Genomic DNA, 17,998 nt, shown 5'->3' with positions numbered 1-17,998 from the left:
TTAATTGGTTAACAATTATTCAGTTTTTCCTTCTTCTTTTGCTTCAGCAGCAGGAGCTTCTTTTTTAGCAGCTTCCTTTTTTGGAGCATCTTTCTTAGCAGCAGCTTTTTCTTTCTTAGCAGCAGCTTCGCTTTCACGCTCTACTTTTCTTTCAGCTAAACCTTCTTCGATAGCTTTAGTCATGATTTCAGTAATTAAATCAATTGACTTAGTAGCATCATCATTAGCAGGAATAACGAAATCTAAACCAGCTGGGCTTGAGTTGGTATCAACTACACCAAACACAGGGATGTTAAGACGGTTAGCCTCGCGAACAGCGATGTGCTCCTTCATAACATCAATTACAAACATTGCCGCAGGAAGACGTGTAAGATCGGCAATACTTCCTAATGTTTTCTCCAACTTAGCTCTTTGACGAGTAATTTGAAGACGCTCTCTCTTAGATAAGTTTTTCCAAGCACTTGGGTCAACCATCATTTTATCGATAGTACCCATCTTTTTAACTGCCTTACGGATAGTAGGGAAGTTAGTAAGCATACCACCAGGCCAACGTTCAGTAACGTAAGGCATGTTCACACGCTTCATTTTTTCAGCGATGATTTCTTTGGCTTGCTTTTTAGTAGATACGAATAATACTTTTCGTCCAGATTTTGCAATCTGTTTTAATGCGTTTGCTGCTTCTTCAATTTTAGCAACAGTTTTATGAAGATCGATAATGTGAATACCATTACGCTCCATGAAGATATATGGAGCCATTGCTGGGTTCCATTTTCTTTTTAAGTGACCGAAGTGTACTCCAGCCTCTAATAACTCATCAAAATTTGTTCTTGACATTTTTTTCTTTTTAAAAGTCGTTTACATTCTGTAAATATCAACTGCTAAGTAGTCTTGCAATAAGAATCTTAGTAGTTTAGATACTAAACGCACCCGAAAAATATTAACGCTTACTGAATTGGAATTTCTTACGTGCTTTTGGTTGACCTGGTTTCTTACGCTCAACAACTCTTGCGTCGCGAGTCATAAATCCTTCAGATTTTAAAGCAGGTTTATTCTCTTCGTCAATTTTTACTAGTGCACGTGAAATGCCTAATCTAATAGCTTCAGCTTGTCCTTTAACACCACCACCGTAAACATTTACTTTGATGTCATAGTTTTCAGCTACACCTAACTTATTTAACGGCTGAGTTACAACATACTGTAATGTTTCAGCAGGTAAATAATCTTTAAGCTCACGCTTGTTGATGGTAATTTGTCCTTTACCTTCGCTCACATATACACGAGCTACAGCGGCTTTTCTTCTACCTATTGCGTTTACAACGTCCATACTCATTATTTATATAAGTTTAAATCAATTACCTTTGGTTGTTGCGCTTCTTGCTTGTGCTCAGCACCAGCGTATACAAAAAGGTTTCTAAATAATTGGCGTCCCAAACGATTCTTTGGTAACATACCTTTTACAGCTCTCTCTACAAGTCTTTCTGGACTTTTAGCAAACAATTGCGCTGGTGTAACATCAGTACGTCCACCTGGGTAACCTGAATGGTAAAAGAAAGTTCTTCCTTCCCATTTGTTTCCAGTTAAACGAACTTTGTCCGCATTGATAATAATTACATTATCACCACAATCAACGTGTGGAGTGTAGTTTGGCTTGTATTTACCTCTAATTAGCTTTGCTACTTTAGAAGCTAAACGACCAACTACCATGTCTTTAGCGTCAACAACAACCCACTCTTTTTGAGCAGTTGCTTTGTTTGCCGATACTGTTTTGTAACTTAAAGTGTTCACAGTCTTCCTTTGTTAAAAAAATTAATAAAAACAGATCAAACAGTCATAATTCACTCACCATAAAGTAGTTAATCTCACAACTCCCATCGTCGTTAAATTATCCAACTTATTCAGTTTAATGAACTTACACTGTTCGGCACAAATAATAATCGGCCGCAAAAGTAAGGCTATTTTTATTATTTACCAATCTTTTTATTGTTTTTTTATTTTCTAACTCGCAGAAAGTTAATGCTATTAGAGGAGTGAACTTTTTTATTTATGACAAATATAAATAGGGGAGCCGTGTATTTATACTGTTTATCATTTTATGAGATGTCATTGTTTATTTATCCTGGCCTGTGAAAGGTTGTTTGTTTTTTATTCTCCATTATTATTTCAATGTTATGAATTGAAATAATAATGGAGAAAGTCATTGATTTGGTTTAGTTGGTAATTATAAGAATTCAGATTCATCACCATTACTATAGGTGTCTTCTTCTGATGGATCGTTATTTTGCGATCCATTTAGCTCATCACAATTCAGATTCGTATTAAAGTTTAGAGGTTCTTCAAATTCATCTTCTTGTGTAATATTTAATGCTTCATCATCGTATACTTGTTGCATATACAGTGCCCAAATTGGTAGTGCCATGTTAGCACCTTGCCCGAGTGAAATTCCATCAAAGTGAACATCTCTATCTTCTCCTCCAACCCAAATTCCTGTAACTAAATTTGGGGTAACTCCCATAAACCATCCATCAGATTGATTTTGAGTTGTACCTGTTTTTGCTCCTATCTCACCAGTAAACTGATATTTGTATCTTAATCGAGTTGCTGTACCGCCTTGACTAACTCCCTGAAGAAGGTTAAGCATCAGAAATGCAGTTTCTTCACTGATTACTTCTTTTTTATTGGGAGCAAATTGACCAATGTTGTTCCCATATCGATCTTCTATTCTAGTTACTAAAATAGGATCGATATGTACACCTTTGTTTGCAAAAGTACCATAAGCACCAACCATTTCGGATAAATGCATGTCCACCACGCCAAGACAAAGTGAAGGAACGTAAGGCATTGGACTATTAATTCCTAAGTTGCGAATCATATTAGGAGCAGCATCCCATTTTGGGTTTTTGAACTGCTTCATAACCCATGCTGTAATATTATTATTAGAGTTGGCTAAGCCCCATTTTAAGGTCACCATTTCCCCTGCACGCGCGCTTCCTGCATTTCGTGGCGTCCAAGTATCACCACTCGCCAAATAAAATGTTGTAGGGATATTAGGTACTTGATAGCAGGGCGTAAAACCATTAGACATGGCTAGTGTATATATAAATGGTTTTATTGTTGATCCAACTTGCCTTTTACCTTGTGTAGCCATATCATACATGAAGTATTTAAAATTAGGGCCGCCCACATATGCTTTTACATATCCTGTTCTAGGATCTAGAGAATATAAACTAGCTCGTAAAAACGATTTGAAGTGTTTTATAGAATCAATAGGAGTCATAACCGTATCCCTGTCGCCACTCCAAGTAAAGATCTCCATGTCGGTTTTGGTATTGAAGGCTTTCATTATAGATTCTTCATCATGACCGGCTTTCTTCATAATTCGGTATCGTTCAGACTGTCGAATGGCCTTATTCATGATTTGGTCATACTGCTTTTTACTTAAGTCGGCTGTAAATGGAGCAGTTGGTCTTCCTTTCTTTTCAGCTGCAAATGCAGGTTGTAAATCTTGTGATAAATGATCTTTCACAGCCTTTTCAGCATATACCTGCATGTTATAATTTACAGTAGTATATATTTTAATGCCATCTCTATAAATATTGTATTTGGTGCCATCCGCTTTTAGATTTTTGTTTGTGAAACCGTAAACAGGATTAGTTGCCCATTCAATACTATCTTTAATGAATTTGTCCATTAGGTATGATGGATATCTGCTTCGATCTGGTTTAGGAGCATTAAGTGTAAGTCTTAGGTTTTCCCTTAAATACGGAGCAACACCTTCTTTATGGTCGTTTCTCTTGAATTTTAATTTTAATGGAATTTGTCTCAATGAATCATACTTAGCCTGTGTGATGAACTGAGCTTTCTTCATTTGGCTCAATACCACATTTCTTCTGTCTTCTGTTAGTTCAGGACGTCGTACTGGGTTAAAAAGGGCTGGGTTCTTTAACATTCCAATAATTACTGCAGCCTCTTCTATTTTAATGGAATCAGTACTTGTATTAAAGAAAGTTTGTGCAGCAGAATGAATTCCGTAAGCATCATAAATAAAGCCCACTTTATTTAAGTACATTGTTAGTATTTCATTCTTTGTATAACTACGCTCCAGTTTAACTGCAATTACCCATTCGTTTAATTTTTGCAGACTTCGCTCCCAGATGCTTCCCGCAGAATCATGAAAAAGTAGTTTTGCCAATTGTTGCGAAACAGTACTACCACCTCCTGAGTGCTTGTCTCCCATTAATACTGTTCTGAAAAAAACACGCATTAAACCTCTAGGGTCTATTCCTGAGTGATCATAAAACCTCACATCCTCAGTTGCAATTAGGGCGTTGACAATATTTGGCGAAAGATCCTCGAAATTACAATAAGTTCTATTTTCTATTGCAAAGGTTCCAAGTAGTTTGCCATCTTCAGATAATATTTGAGTGGCTAAATTACTTTTCGGATTTTCCAACTCCTCAAACGAGGGCATGTCTCCTAAGAATCCATTGGCAATAAGTAGGAATAAAGTAAATACAGAGGCCATTCCAATGATTACTATTCCCCAGAATGTAATTAATATTTTTGTTGCTTTGCTTTTGCTAATTGACATACTTATGTAAGTTGAAATTTTCGGTAAAAATAACAAATTTACTTTAACTGTTTTTCTATGTATTCCATTTGCGCTAGGATTTAGGAATCTTTTTTATTTTAGATGTTCGTTGGGAGTGTTCCTTTGTTGGTAATTAGGGCTTTGTAGGGTGTTTTGTTCAGCGCGTTGTTTGTGTGAGAATAGTCTCGTGCTATATTTATTAGGATAATTTTATAAATTTACCGCAATTATTGAATGAATGACAATTAGTACGTCTTCGTTTTCATCATTATAAAAATAGGTTCTATTTGGTTTAATGTTGATTTGTAGAATGATGCTAAAGTAAAATATAAAGATGGCGAAAAAAAGTTCGGTTAATGAAGAAAACCTCGTAATAGTCGAGTCTCCTGCTAAAGCAAAAACTATTGAAAAGTTTTTAGGAGGAAACTTTTTGGTGAAATCGAGTTATGGACATATTCGTGATTTAGCGAAGAAAGATTTTGGGATTGATATAGCGAATAAGTTTACGCCTAACTATGTGGTTTCTGATGATAAGAAAGATGTAGTAAAAGAGCTGAAGCAAATTACTAAGAATGTTAAGACTGTATGGCTCGCTTCCGATGAAGACCGCGAAGGAGAGGCTATTGCTTGGCACTTGTATGATGAGTTAGGGTTAACACCTGATAATACAAAGCGAATTGTTTTTCATGAGATTACTAAGCCTGCAATTTTAAATGCAGTTGAGAACCCGCGCGAAATTAATCAGGATTTGGTGAATGCTCAGCAAGCCAGACGTGTGTTGGATAGATTAGTGGGGTTTGAATTATCTCCAGTTTTATGGAAAAAAGTTAAGCCATCGCTTTCAGCAGGAAGAGTTCAATCGGTAACTGTTAGAATGATTGTTGAGCGAGAAAGAGAAATCTTCGCGTTTAAGCCAGAATCTTCTTATAGGGTAACTGCTGTATTTAATTATACAGATAAAGATGGAAATGTTTCTGAATTAAAATCTGAATTAAATAAACGATTCGCTACACTTGAGGATACAAAGTTATTCTTGAAAAAGTGTGAGGGAGCTAGTTTTAACGTCGCAGACGTAACTAAAAAGCCATTAAAGAAATCTCCGGCGGCTCCATTTACCACTTCGACCCTACAACAGGAGGCAAGTAGAAAGCTTGGTTTCTCGGTAGGGCAAACCATGTCAGTAGCACAAAAGTTATATGAAGCGGGTAAGATTACCTATATGCGTACCGACTCAGTAAATTTATCAGATACGGCTGTTAATATGGCTTCTGATCAAATTACAGGTACAATGGGTGAGGAGTATCTTAAAATTAGAAAATATACAACTAAGTCAAAGGGAGCTCAGGAAGCTCACGAGGCTATTCGTCCGGCTTATATGGATAAGCCTACTGTTTCTGGTCCTCAGCAAGAACAAAAGCTTTACGATTTAATATATAAAAGAACCATAGCTTCTCAAATGAGCGATGCTCAGTTGGAGAAAACTACAATTGTTATTAAAACGGATAAGGTTAAGGAGCATTTCGTAACAACCGGTGAGGTTGTTAAGTTCGATGGTTTTCTTAAAGTATACATTCAATCATCTGATGATGGTGAAGGTGAGGAAAAAGAAGATTCAGGATTATTACCTCCAATAGAAATAGGCGAGGAGTTATTATATAACAATATTGAGGCAAGAGAAAGATGGAGTCAAAAGCCAGCTAGATATACTGAAGCGTCTCTTGTGAAAAGATTAGAGGATGCAGGTATAGGTCGTCCATCTACTTATGCGCCAACTATTTCTACTGTCCAAAATAGAGGTTATGTTATAAAAGAGGAGCGCGAAGGTGTTGAACGTAATTATCAATACCTACTGCTTAATGATGAAGGTCTGTTAATGGAGGAGCGCACTGAAATTACTGGTGCAGAAAGGAATAAGTTGTTTCCTACAGATGTTGGCATGGTGGTTAATGACTTCTTGATGAAGCATTTTCCGAATATTGTTAGTTACGATTTTACAGCTAAGGTTGAGGCCGAGTTTGATGAAATTTCTTTGGGTAAAATTGTTTGGAATGAATCAATAGAATCTTTTTATAAGGATTTTCATGATCAGGTTGAAGATACACTTGAAAACGCTGAAAGGAGCAATGGAGAACGAATTTTAGGTGAAGATCCTAAAACAGGAAAGCCAGTAAGTGTTAAGGTTGGGCGATATGGTCCAATGGCTCAGCTGGGTGAAAGTGTTGATGATAATGAGGTTGAAAAGCCTAAGTTTGCGTCATTGCAAAAAGGCCAACACCTCGAAACAATTACGCTTGATCAAGCCATTCGCTTGTTTGATTTACCACGTGATCTAGGTTTGTATGAAGAAAAGAAAGTGGTAGTAGGTATTGGTCGTTTCGGCCCATATGTGCGTCATGATGGTAAGTTTGTTTCTTTAAAGAAAGGAATTGATGATCCATTATATGTTGAGTTGGATAGAGCAATTGAGTTAATTGAAGAGAAGCGTAAAGCAGATAGAGAGAAGTTCATTAAAGGATTTGATGAAGATCCTGAAATTCAAATATTGAATGGTAGATGGGGGCCATATATTTCTTATCTAAAAAAGAATTATAAAATTCCTAAGGATACTGATCCAACAACTTTGTCTTTTGACGATTGTCAGAAGTTAATTAAGGACGGAGGAAAGAAAGCGGCACCAAAGAAGAAGGCAGCTGCTAAAAAAACAACAGCAAAGAAAGCGCCAGCAAAAAAAACAGCTACTAAGAAGCCTGCTGCTAAAAAGAAAGCTGCTGCTAAAAAGTAAATAGTTGAACTGTGAACCTAACCGACTATTTTAATCCTGTAAATATAAAATCTGAAAGTCAAGGTGCTCTGGAGTATGAAGATACCTTGGCTTCTCAGATTTCATCCCTAAATGAAGGAGTAGATCTTGTTTCATTTAACTTGGCTATCCTTGGAATTGAGGATGCCACAAACTCTCCGTTTAATAAGGGTTGTTCAGAAGCTCCCAATAAGATACGTAAATACTTATATGGTTTAGCGAGAACATCAAGAAGCCTTAATATTATTGATCTTGGTAATGTGAAGGGAAACTCCATTGATGATCGTTACCTTGCCTTAGAGGAGGTTTGTAAAAGACTTTTAGATGTCAATATTGTAGTTTTATTTTTAGGGGGTAGTCAGGATTATTTAATTCCATTTACAAAAATATTAGCTAGTAAAAATAAGGTAACCTTATCAATGATTGATAATAAGGTTGATTACTCTTTCGATGAAAATAGATTTGACACTTATTCAACTATCTCTCAATTGGATAGGGTGCTTGGCTTTGATCGTTTGAATGTGAATGTTATTGGCGCCCAAAGGTATTTTGTGGGTAGTGCGCAGGAGGAGTTATTTCAAGAAAAAAAGTGGTCAGTTCATCGATTAAAAGATGTTAGTATTAGTCGTATAGATAATACAGAGCCTATTTTTAGAGATAGTCAAATTATATGTGCAGATGCATCTGCTATCCAAAGCAATTTTATGCCATCTATGGGCAGTAGTTCTGTTAATGGTTTTACGGGGCTTGATGCGTGCAAGATGATGTGGTATGCGGGTTTAGGTTCTCAGATTAAGGTTTGTGGTTTAACAGAATGTAATACGCAAGTAGAGGATGGTTTAAAAGGAGCAATGTTGTATGGTCAGATGGTTTGGCATTTTATTGAGGGCGTAGCCCACAATACATGGGAGGTTCCATCCGAAAATTCAAAAAATTATAAAATTTATGTACTTCGATTACAAGAATTTGAGGTAGACGTACGTTTCTATAAGAGTCGGTTATCTGATAGATGGTGGTGTGAGCATAGTAATGGTCATGTTTCTAGTGTGATAGCTTGTGGTGAGAAGGATTATCAACAGGCAAAAAAAGGAAGAATGCCTAATTGTTTATCTCGTTATAGGTAAAGAGGTGTAAGTAAAGACATATCGTAAAAAAAATAAAGGTTTGATTTTAAAAAAAATGAAACCTTTACACTAAAAATAAAGTATACGAATTCAGTTTTTAGACTCTTCTAATGAAAGTATATTATTTAATAGTTTAATATACAGTAATTAGTGATAGGGTTTTAAAAGTGAGTTCTTTGATTTTTTTTATATCTGAAATAAATGGTTAGGAGAATTCTGATATTTATTATAATTTGCGCCGCTTGTACGGGGGTAAAGGCTCAGTTTGATCCTCAGTTTAGTCAAAATATGTTTAATATGTTGGCTGTTAACCCCGCTTATGCAGGAGCAAGTGAATCAATAAATTTAACAGCTCTTAATCGGAATCAATGGAGAATTGATTCCGCCGGAATAAAGACAACGGTTTTTAGCGGAGATATGCCGATTAATGTGTTCGGAACACCTTCTGGAATTGGACTTAATGTTATGAATGATCAAATCGGATTATTTACGAACTTAAGTATTGGAGTAAATTATGCATCTCAGTTCGAATTAATATATGGTACTTTAAGCCTTGGATTAAGTGTAGGTTTTATCAACCAAAAGTTTGAAGGGAGTAAAATTTCTTTTCCTGATGGTAAACCAGATGATGCAATACCTGAAGTAGATATGGATGGTTCAGCATTCGATGCAAGTTTAGGGGCGTATTTTAAAGCAAAGAAATATTATGCAGGGATATCATTATCTCATCTAAATTCGCCGCAACCAAACTACGATGAAAATTTTAGTTTTAGTTTTCGTCCGACACTTTATCTAACGGGAGGATACAATTTTAAGATTGAAGATACGTTATATGAAGTGTTACCTTCTTTTTTCATGAAAACAGATGGTGCATCAATGCAGGTTGACATTAATACTTTAGTTAGGTATAAGTCTCGTTACTGGGCTGGATTAACCTATCGTTTACAAGATGCTATTGTTCTATTAGGTGGTGTTGAAATGAAAAATGGCGTTAGGTTTGGTTATAGCTACGATATAACCACCTCAGCATTGGCAACTGCTAAAAGCGGAGGGACGCATGAGTTTATGGTAGGATATAATTTTGATTTAAGTTTAGAGAAAAGAACTAAGCGCTATAAAAGCGTTAGATATTTATAAAGAAATAAAATAATTAATATACTGAATAGTCCGAAATTATGATGAAGAATGTAATTGTAATTAGTGTTTTCATTATCACTATTCTTAGCGGGTGTGCAAACTCTGGCGGTGGAGAATTAGTAGGCGTATCAAGAGGTGGTACTTTCTATGAGCCTGATCCATACGGGATGCTTTTTATTCCGCAAGGAAGCTTTAATATGGGGCCAAATGATCAGGATGCTGCTTGGTCTTTAACAGCACAAACCAAAACAGTTTCAGTTCGTTCTTTTTGGATGGATGAAACGGAAATTACCAATACTGAATATCGTCAGTTTGTAAATTGGGTTAGAGACTCTATTGCACGTACTTTATTGGGCGAGCAGTTCGAGGAATTCGTTATCTCTGAGGATGTTTATGGTAATGAAATAGATCCGCCATATTTAGATTGGGATGTTGATTTAGATTGGTATAATGAAGAATATATGGAAGTGCTTGAGGATATGTATTTACCCGAGAATGAGCGTTTCTTTAGAAGAAAAGAAATCGATAGTCGTAAGTTAACTTATGAGTATCAGTGGGTTGATATGCAGCAAGCTGCAAAAAAGACCAACAGATATAATTTTCAAACAAAGCAATACGAAGGTGTAGCATATGATCAGTTTGGAGAGCAAACACAAATTAAAGATCGTACAGCTTTTATAATGAATGATGCTGTAAATGTTTATCCTGATACTTTATGTTGGATCTCTGATTTCACCTATTCATTTAACGAACCATGGACTGAGAAATATTTTTGGCACCCTGGTTTTGATGAGTATCCTGTGGTAGGAGTTACGCATCAACAAGCGACTGCATTTACTATTTGGAGATCACGATATTTAAATGACTACTTAAGAAAAAAAGGTCAGCCTGAAGTAATGGAATACAGATTGCCAACTGAAGCTGAGTGGGAATATGCTGCTCGTGGGGGACTCGAAAATGCAATGTACCCATGGGGTGGAATGTATACAAGGAATGATAAAGGATGCTTTTTGGCCAACTTTAAACCTTTACGAGGTAGATATGGTGATGATGGTGGTAACAATACCATGGCAGTAGCGTCATATGCTCCTAATGATTTTGGAATTTATGATATGGCCGGTAATGTAGCTGAGTGGACATCAAGTGCTTTTGATGAGTCTGCTTATAGTTTTACACATGATTTTAACCCTACTTATAAATATAACGCACTTCCTGATGACCCTCATGTAATGAAAAGAAAAGTAATTCGTGGTGGATCATGGAAAGATGTAGGTTACTATTTATTATGTGGATCTCGTTCATACGAGTACCAAGATTCAGCTAAATCTTTCATCGGATTTAGATGTGTAAGAGACTACGTTGGTGAATAATTAACTATCGCAAAAGAATCACACACACAACACATAACTTAAACTTTAATTTTAGTCTAAATTAACAACAAATTATTATGAGCATAACCGAATTAGTTGAAAGCCCTGCGTATAAAAAAGTAATGGCCAAAGTATATGGTATTGGAGCAGCAGTAGTTATACTAGGAGCGTTGTGGAAGATACTTCACCTTCCAGGGGCGGCCGCTATGCTAATTGCAGGATTAGGTACTGAGGCAGTTATTTTCTTTTTATCAGCTTTTGAGCCACCTCATGAAATGCCTGATTGGAGTTTGGTTTATCCTGAGTTAGTTGGATTAGATCCAAAATCAGAAGCTCACGGTGCTGTTTCAGGAGGAGGTAGTGAACTTCAAGCTCTAATACAAACCGGGAATATTGATCAAGGAACTGTAGATCAGTTGAGCGAAGGAATAAAAAAACTTAGTGTAACATCTTCACAGCTTGCTAATTTAGGAGATGCCTCTTTAGCTACTGAAAGTTATTTGAACAATATGAATATGGCTGCCGAATCAGTTGGGAAGTTAAGTTCTGTTCAAAATCAAACAGTTGCAAGTATGGAAACTATAGCTAACTCCACACAAGGAGTTGTTGAAGGATTATCTGCAAAAGGAGAGGAATATACGCAGCAATTGTCAAGTATTAATACAAATCTAGCCTCAATAAATTCTGTATATGAATTACAATTACAAGGCTCAAAAGCCCAGGCTGAAACAACACAAGAGCTTGTTGCTGGCATGACTCTTGTTAAGAGTCAATTTGATGAATCTGTTGAGAATGCTAAATTATATAAAGACCAAGTTGCTCAGTTAAGTAAAACTGTAGGTGAGTTGAATTCAATATATGGTAACATGCTAAGTGCAATGAACCGCTAATAGAAACTTAATTAAAAGAAATTACTATGAGTGGTGGAAATTGTCCAGAAACGCCTAGGCAGAAGATGATAGGTATGATGTATCTGTTTTTAACAGCTATGTTAGCCTTAAATGTATCAGGTGAATTATTACAGGCGTTTGTTACTTTAGATGAGGGTTTTACTCAATCTCGAAATACTGTAGAAGCAAAAAATAATGTAATGTACAGTCAGTTTGAGAATTCGTATGACAGTAATAAGAAGAAAGTTGAGGCGCATTGGAATAAAGCGAAAAATATTAAAGCAAAAGCCGATAGTTTAGTATTACATATTGAGGAGTTAAAGGTACTTCTGAGTCAGAAAGCTGGTGGACCTGAAGCAACGCCTTATAATTATACTGGTATTGATAATCAGGATATCGCACCTCAGATAATGATTACTGAGAAAAATAGTGCGAGAAGTAAAGAGTTGAAAAGTAAGATCGTTGGATATAAAGATTTTCTATTGACTTATTTGAATCCTGAAAAGGATACAATGCTTACAGCAGCTTTTAATAAAACATTCAATGTTGATAATATACCTGTAGATGATGGCGTGGATAAGTCATGGGAATCTACCAAATTTGAGCATATGCCTTTAGCAGCTTCTATGGGAATGCTTAGTAAAATACAAGGAGATGTTCGTAATGCTGAGGCTGATGTTGTAGGATATCTTTTTAATCAGATTGATGCAAGTTCGTTTAAGTTTACTACGGTAAAGCCATTGATTATACCTACATCTACTCAAATTTTAAAGGGTGATGAGTATGAGGCTAGATTACTATTTGCAGCCTACGATGAAACAAATCTACCTCGAGTAAAAGTAAATGGTAAAGAAGTTACAAAGTACGATGAAGGTAAAGCTGTATTGCAGTTACCAGGAACTAAAATTGGTGAAAATAATTGGAAAGGTACAATTACAATTAAAGGACCAGATGGTAGTGATGTAACAGAAAATATTGAAGGTTCATATATTGTAAATGCACCAAGTGTTGTAATTTCTCCAACAAAAATGAATGTGTTTTATGGAGGTGTTGAAAATCCGGTAGATATATCTGTACCTGGTGTTTCGGCAAGTCAGCTTAAGGTGAATATGAGTAATGTCTCATTTAAGAAAAAAGGAAATTCTTATATAGTTGTTCCTAAGCCTGGCACAGCTGGAAAAACATCAAAAATTACTGTATATGCAATGATTGATGGTGTTAAACAGAAAGTTGGTAGTCAAACATTTCGTATTAAGCGTGTTCCTAATCCAATTGCTAGAGTAGCTGGGACAACAGGGGGAAAGGTTGGTAAGAATGTGATTCTGGCTCAGAAAGCTGTTTTTGCTGAGATGGATGATTTTGATTTTGACCTTGAATTTAAAGTTACTAGATTTTCAATATCAGCCTTAAAGGGCGGGTTCATAATAGATGAACAATCTAAGTCTAATAGAATAACGAACGAGCAAAGAGAGTTAATTAAAGGTTTATCTCGAGGGTCTAAAGTCTCTTTCGAGAATATTAGAGCTAAAGGACCGGATGGGTCAACTAGGGATTTAGGAACAGTAACTCTAGTAGTTGATTAGCGTAAAAAAAAGATAATTAGTAAAATAAGAAACAATTGTGAGCGTTAAAACGTTAACTTCGTTTCTTTGGCAAATGAAAGTAAATAATTAATTATATGAAAAAGTATTTTTTCTTACTAGTATTTGTTGGAATAATAGCATCTATTTCAACTGTCTCAGCACAAAATGTGCTCGATGGCGTATATGCAAAAGATCATGTTGCCAATAGAAAGCCTATTCCATACCCTCATGTACGTGAGGCTGATGTTATGTGGTCAAAGAAAGTTTGGCGTGTTATAGATTTGCGTGAAAAGATAAATCTATCGTTATATTACCCATTAACTTCACTTGATGATAGAGTTAGCTTAATTCAATTGCTTATTAATGGTATTCAATACGAAGGTTTAAAAGCCTATTCAACCAAATACGAAGATGAGTTTAAAGTTGAAATGAGCTTTGAGCAAGTTCGTCAAGAATTAGGAGCTATCAGTGATACCATGAGTATTAAGCAAGAAGATGGAACTTTTTCTGATCAAATTGTATCTGGTGATGTTCGTCCTGAAGAGGTTAAACAGTTCATGGTTAAAGAAGTGTGGTACTTCGATAAAAACTATTCAAGAATGGACGTGCGTATTATTGGAATTTGCCCAATTAGAGAATACGTAAAAGAAGGCTCAAATGGTGGTCCTGCTCAAGTGCAAAAGAAAGCGGTTTGTTGGGTTTATTTCCCAGAAGCTCGAGACTTGTTAGCAAGACATGAGGTATTTAATTCAGGAAATGATGCCCAACGTAGAACATTTGATGATATCTTTATGAAGAGATATTTTGGTAGTTACATTGTTCGCGAGTCAAATGTTTATAATAATAGACGAATTGATGAATATGCTGTTGGTGTTGAAGCCATGTTAGAGTCAAATCGAATCAAAACTGAGATATTTAACTTTGAGCACGATTTGTGGGAGTTTTAATAAAATTCTAAGATATATAAACCCTGTAGATTTATTTATAGGGTTTTTTTATGTAATAAAAAAGCGATTACTATATTCTAGTAATCGCTTTTTATATTTAAGAATTTAGATGTTAGTCAGCATCTCCAAATTCGGTCTGAATATCGTTGGAGTATTTCCTAATCTGTTGTTCATTGTCCTTCTGACATATTAATATGCATCCATTTGATTCTGCTACAATATATCCGTTCAATCCTTGAATAACTGCTTTTTTACCTTTCGGTAAATTAACAATACAATCTTCCGCGTCGTATAAAATTGCATCACCTGTGTTTATGGCATTGTCAAATTCATCTTTTGTAGAGTGTTCATAAAGTGAAGACCAAGTACCAAGATCACTCCATCCAAAATCAGCAGTTAAAACACAAACATTGTCAGCTTTCTCCATTACCCCATAATCTATGGATATGTTTTTACATTCGTTGTAAGTTTTGTTAACAGCATTGATCTCATTATTGGTATGTATGTCCTCTTCGATCTTATCAAATAACGACTTTACTTCTGGAAGATATTTGTCAAAGGCATCATTAATACTTTTAAGCGACCATAAAAATATACCCGAGTTCCAGAAAAACTCCCCACTTTCGTAAAATACCTTAGCTAGTTCTAAGTTTGGTTTCTCGGTGAAGGTTTTAACAGGTTCTATTCTTCCTAAAACTTTGTCTGAATTGTCATCTATCTGAATATATCCATAGCCCGTCTCAGGTCGTGTTGGTTTCATTCCAAGAGTTAACAAAGAGTCATTATTGTTAACGAACTCAAGTCCTTTTTTAATTTCGTCAATAAATTCTTCTTGCTTCAATATTAGGTGATCGGCCGGAGATACAATTATGTTCGCATTTTTATCTTTTCCGTTAATCCATGCATTAGCATATGCAACACATGGGGCTGTATTTCTTCGGTAAGGTTCTGTTAGTATTTGTTCAGGTTTTAAATCAGGTAACTGCTCAAGTACAATATCCTTATATTCAATACTTGTTACAACTAAAAAATTCTCAGGGTTGCAAACTGGTAGAAATCTATCGTAAGTTTGTTGTATAAATGTCCTGCCCGTTCCAAGAATATCTAGAAATTGTTTAGGGGTTTCTTTGCGACTTATCGGCCAGAACCTGCTACCAATTCCTCCAGCCATTATAACGCAGTATGTGTTATTTTGCATTTTGTTTAAAATTTATTTCTATCAATGTGAATTTACTTAAAAAGATGCAGACAAAAAACCTATTATGTATTTTAAATGTATATTTTTGAGGCTGTATTTTAAAAATACTTAAACTATGAAGTTTCTTGAAGAGTTTGGGCGATACATTAATTTCCTAAAAAGAGTTTTTGCAAAGCCTGAAAAGCATAGTGTGTTTGTTAAGCATTTTTTTAATGAGGCTGTGTTGCTTGGTACAAACTCAATAGGTATAGTGTTAATTATTGCAGTTTTTATGGGAGCCGTAATTACCCTACAAACTGCTTACAATATTGAAATGCCTTTTATCCCTAAGTATACTATAGGTCTAGCAGCACGCGATTCTATATTACTTGAGTTTTCATCCAGTATAGTTGGTTTAATTTTAGCAGGAAAAGTTGGGTCAAGTATTGCCTCTGAGATTGGTACAATGCGTGTCACTGAGCAAATTGATGCTATTGAGATAATGGGGATCAACTCAGCCGGTTTTTTAGTTTTGCCTAAAGTAATGGCATTTATGATCATGATGCCTTTCTTGGTATTACTAAGTATGGGCGTTGGTATTACAGGGGGATGGCTCGCCGGTTCTCTTACAGGAGTAGTGCCTTCGGCTGACTATATTTATGGTATCCAATATGCATTTATTCCTTTCTATATAACATACTCTTTAATTAAAAGTGTTGTTTTTGCATTTTTGATATCCACTATTTCATCGTATCAGGGTTACTTTGTTAAGGGGGGGTCTCTCGAAGTTGGTAAATCAAGTACTAAAGCTGTTGTTACAAGCTGTATTCTTATTTTATTATTTAATTTACTATTAACTCAATTGATGTTGGCATGATAGAAGTTCAGAATGTTGAAAAGTCCTTTTACGGAAAACAGATTCTTCATGATGTATCTGCTACATTTAAGGCAGGACAAACTAATCTTATTATTGGTCAAAGCGGTCATGGTAAAACTGTTCTATTAAAATCCATGGTTGGTTTGCATGAAATTGATTCGGGGAAAATAATTTATGGAGATCAGGTGTTTTCTGAAATGAATTTTAAAGAGCAAAAATCTATTCGTAAGGAAATAGGTATGCTTTTTCAGGGTTCTGCATTATTTGATTCTTCCACAGTACAAGAAAATGTAATGTTTCCTTTAGATATGTTTTCAAAAATGTCTAAAGAAGAGAAATTAGAAAGAGTGAATTTCTGTTTAAAACGAGTAAATCTTGAAAATGTCAATCATTTATTTCCGTCAGAAATAAGTGGAGGGATGCAAAAAAGGGTTGCCATTGCTAGAGCGATAGCTTTAAATCCTAAATATTTATTTTGCGACGAGCCAAACTCTGGCCTCGATCCTAAAACATCCATAGTAATAGATAATCTTATATATGAAATTACCAAGGAATATGGGATTACCACAATAATAAATACTCACGATATGAATTCAGTTATGGGTATAGGAGAGCAGATTATTTTTATTCACGAAGGTAAAAAGTGTTGGGAGGGTACAAAAGAAGAAATATTTACAGCCTCTGAAGAGCGTTTGAATAATTTTGTATTTGCCTCCGAGCTATTTAAAACTATAAAAAACAATTTAAAGTAATATTTTGTGTTTAGCTCAGTATTAGACCAACGCTTTCGTAGTATAATAAGTGATTTTACTCTTCGTAGCAAAAAAAGCGAATGTGATGATCCTACTCCTTTAGATTTATTGTTTGTAATTCATAAAGCAGCCTTTCAGTTAGATGATCTATTTCCTGGTGTTTTAAAAAAAGAAAGCTTGATAACGGTATTTCCCGCAAATCTTAAGAATAAGTTTTTGCTTAAATTACATAAAATACAATATCAAGTTAATGCTCAAAAGTGTCTTGAAGTAAATTCTTATATATATAATCCTGTATTTTTAAGAATAAGACTGCTTCGTTACCGCAACCAAATTGGTGACACTTTCATTCCCTCTTTAAATAATATATCTAAGTGGCCAGTCCCCTCTGATAAAAAGTGGTTAGTAGAGAAGTTGGGAAATAACGATTCTTACGGGAGGTTATTAGATTTCGCAGATCAATTGTATGATGAGTACAAACAAATAGGGATTAATCCCTTTGTTTTTCGTAATATTTTTTTCTGTTTCCTTTCCGAAATTTCAATAATAGGAAACGTTGCTTTCGATAATTATATGGAAACGCGTAATTCCGCACAATCGTGGGAAGATTCCTTAGTTAATTATCTGCTTGTTAATTTTAATTTAAGTAAAGAAGATTCTAGCAAAGTTGTTCACTCACTATTTTCTCTAGAATAATGTTTCGGGCGTTCCCCTCCCAATAATACTCTATTATCAGCACGAATCCTTTTTCTC

Annotated in this window: 15 protein-coding genes; 10 read left to right on the top strand and 5 right to left on the bottom strand. The window is 35.3% G+C overall.

Features of this window, described 5'->3' with window-relative positions:
• Window positions 1-15: 15 nt before the first annotated feature.
• From rpsB to A8B35_RS21580, 4 genes are all read right to left on the bottom strand, one after another.
• The gene (gene rpsB / locus A8B35_RS21595; protein WP_068475559.1) at window positions 16-834 is read right to left on the bottom strand and encodes a 30S ribosomal protein S2; all 819 of its coding nucleotides are present in this window, start codon (window positions 832-834) and stop codon (window positions 16-18) included.
• A 103-nt stretch (window positions 835-937) separates the two neighbouring features.
• Window positions 938-1,324: a 30S ribosomal protein S9 gene (gene rpsI / locus A8B35_RS21590; protein ID WP_068475679.1), complete on the bottom strand. Its 387-nt coding sequence runs from the start codon at window positions 1,322-1,324 to the stop codon at window positions 938-940.
• A gap of 5 nt (window positions 1,325-1,329) precedes the next feature.
• Window positions 1,330-1,785, bottom strand: a complete 456-nt coding sequence (gene rplM / locus A8B35_RS21585) for a 50S ribosomal protein L13 (RefSeq protein ID WP_068475557.1) — start codon at window positions 1,783-1,785, stop codon at window positions 1,330-1,332.
• Between the two features lie 433 nt (window positions 1,786-2,218).
• A complete protein-coding gene (locus A8B35_RS21580; RefSeq protein ID WP_068475556.1) occupies window positions 2,219-4,588 on the bottom strand; it encodes a transglycosylase domain-containing protein in 2,370 nt (789 codons plus the stop codon).
• Between the two features lie 334 nt (window positions 4,589-4,922).
• On the opposite strand from A8B35_RS21580, the gene topA reads away from it, so the two are divergent.
• From topA to porN, 7 genes are all read left to right on the top strand, one after another.
• Window positions 4,923-7,370 (top strand): type I DNA topoisomerase, encoded by a 2,448-nt coding sequence (topA, locus tag A8B35_RS21575; RefSeq protein WP_068475554.1) that lies wholly within the window; start codon window positions 4,923-4,925, stop codon window positions 7,368-7,370.
• Window positions 7,371-7,381: 11 nt separating this feature from the next.
• Entirely contained in the window at window positions 7,382-8,512 is a 1,131-nt protein-coding gene (locus A8B35_RS21570) for an arginase family protein (protein WP_068475551.1), read from the top strand.
• A gap of 201 nt (window positions 8,513-8,713) precedes the next feature.
• A complete protein-coding gene (locus tag A8B35_RS21565; RefSeq protein ID WP_068475550.1) occupies window positions 8,714-9,649 on the top strand; it encodes a PorP/SprF family type IX secretion system membrane protein in 936 nt (311 codons plus the stop codon).
• 38 nt (window positions 9,650-9,687) lie between these two features.
• Window positions 9,688-11,019: a T9SS ring complex lipoprotein PorK/GldK gene (porK, locus tag A8B35_RS21560; RefSeq protein WP_245820822.1), complete on the top strand. Its 1,332-nt coding sequence runs from the start codon at window positions 9,688-9,690 to the stop codon at window positions 11,017-11,019.
• Window positions 11,020-11,096: 77 nt separating this feature from the next.
• On the top strand, window positions 11,097-11,909 hold the full coding sequence (gene porL / locus A8B35_RS21555; protein ID WP_068475548.1) for a type IX secretion system motor protein PorL/GldL: 813 nt from the start codon (window positions 11,097-11,099) through the stop codon (window positions 11,907-11,909).
• A gap of 26 nt (window positions 11,910-11,935) precedes the next feature.
• Entirely contained in the window at window positions 11,936-13,492 is a 1,557-nt protein-coding gene (gene porM, locus A8B35_RS21550) for a type IX secretion system motor protein PorM/GldM (protein WP_071792539.1), read from the top strand.
• Window positions 13,493-13,587: 95 nt separating this feature from the next.
• Entirely contained in the window at window positions 13,588-14,439 is an 852-nt protein-coding gene (gene porN / locus A8B35_RS21545; protein ID WP_068475545.1) for a type IX secretion system ring subunit PorN/GldN, read from the top strand.
• A 112-nt stretch (window positions 14,440-14,551) separates the two neighbouring features.
• Here porN and A8B35_RS21540 read toward each other — a convergent pair whose 3' ends face one another.
• The gene (locus A8B35_RS21540; protein WP_068475543.1) at window positions 14,552-15,637 is read right to left on the bottom strand and encodes a mannose-1-phosphate guanylyltransferase; all 1,086 of its coding nucleotides are present in this window, start codon (window positions 15,635-15,637) and stop codon (window positions 14,552-14,554) included.
• A gap of 115 nt (window positions 15,638-15,752) precedes the next feature.
• On the opposite strand from A8B35_RS21540, the gene A8B35_RS21535 reads away from it, so the two are divergent.
• From A8B35_RS21535 to A8B35_RS21525, 3 genes are read left to right on the top strand one after another with little or no spacing between them, the layout of a single operon-like run.
• Complete coding sequence (locus A8B35_RS21535) at window positions 15,753-16,493, top strand: MlaE family ABC transporter permease (RefSeq protein WP_068475541.1); 741 nt, start codon at window positions 15,753-15,755, stop codon at window positions 16,491-16,493.
• Window positions 16,490-17,245, top strand: coding sequence for an ABC transporter ATP-binding protein (locus A8B35_RS21530; RefSeq protein ID WP_068475539.1), 756 nt, complete (start codon window positions 16,490-16,492; stop codon window positions 17,243-17,245). Before A8B35_RS21535 ends, A8B35_RS21530 begins: the two co-directional genes overlap by 4 nt.
• A 6-nt stretch (window positions 17,246-17,251) precedes the next feature.
• The gene (locus A8B35_RS21525) at window positions 17,252-17,941 is read left to right on the top strand and encodes a hypothetical protein (protein ID WP_068475537.1); all 690 of its coding nucleotides are present in this window, start codon (window positions 17,252-17,254) and stop codon (window positions 17,939-17,941) included.
• Window positions 17,942-17,998 lie beyond the last annotated feature (57 nt).

This window comes from Saccharicrinis aurantiacus, assembly GCF_001660705.2.
GTDB lineage: Bacteria > Bacteroidota > Bacteroidia > Bacteroidales > Marinilabiliaceae > Saccharicrinis > Saccharicrinis aurantiacus.
Note: the sequence above shows the minus strand (reverse complement) of the source record. Positions and strands in the feature narration are given on the sequence as shown.

Excerpts from the sequence above, each read along its gene's own strand:
- rpsB (WP_068475559.1), bottom strand. The coding sequence starts at position 834 with ATGTCAAGAACAAATTTTGATGAGTTATTAGAGGCTGGAGTACACTTC.
- rpsI (WP_068475679.1), bottom strand. The coding sequence starts at position 1,324 with ATGGACGTTGTAAACGCAATAGGTAGAAGAAAAGCCGCTGTAGCTCGT.
- A8B35_RS21580 (WP_068475556.1), bottom strand. The coding sequence starts at position 4,588 with ATGTCAATTAGCAAAAGCAAAGCAACAAAAATATTAATTACATTCTGG.
- topA (WP_068475554.1), top strand. The coding sequence starts at position 4,923 with ATGGCGAAAAAAAGTTCGGTTAATGAAGAAAACCTCGTAATAGTCGAG.
- A8B35_RS21565 (WP_068475550.1), top strand. The coding sequence starts at position 8,714 with ATGGTTAGGAGAATTCTGATATTTATTATAATTTGCGCCGCTTGTACG.
- porK (WP_245820822.1), top strand. The coding sequence starts at position 9,688 with ATGATGAAGAATGTAATTGTAATTAGTGTTTTCATTATCACTATTCTT.
- porL (WP_068475548.1), top strand. The coding sequence starts at position 11,097 with ATGAGCATAACCGAATTAGTTGAAAGCCCTGCGTATAAAAAAGTAATG.
- porM (WP_071792539.1), top strand. The coding sequence starts at position 11,936 with ATGAGTGGTGGAAATTGTCCAGAAACGCCTAGGCAGAAGATGATAGGT.
- porN (WP_068475545.1), top strand. The coding sequence starts at position 13,588 with ATGAAAAAGTATTTTTTCTTACTAGTATTTGTTGGAATAATAGCATCT.
- A8B35_RS21540 (WP_068475543.1), bottom strand. The coding sequence starts at position 15,637 with ATGCAAAATAACACATACTGCGTTATAATGGCTGGAGGAATTGGTAGC.
- A8B35_RS21535 (WP_068475541.1), top strand. The coding sequence starts at position 15,753 with ATGAAGTTTCTTGAAGAGTTTGGGCGATACATTAATTTCCTAAAAAGA.
- A8B35_RS21530 (WP_068475539.1), top strand. The coding sequence starts at position 16,490 with ATGATAGAAGTTCAGAATGTTGAAAAGTCCTTTTACGGAAAACAGATT.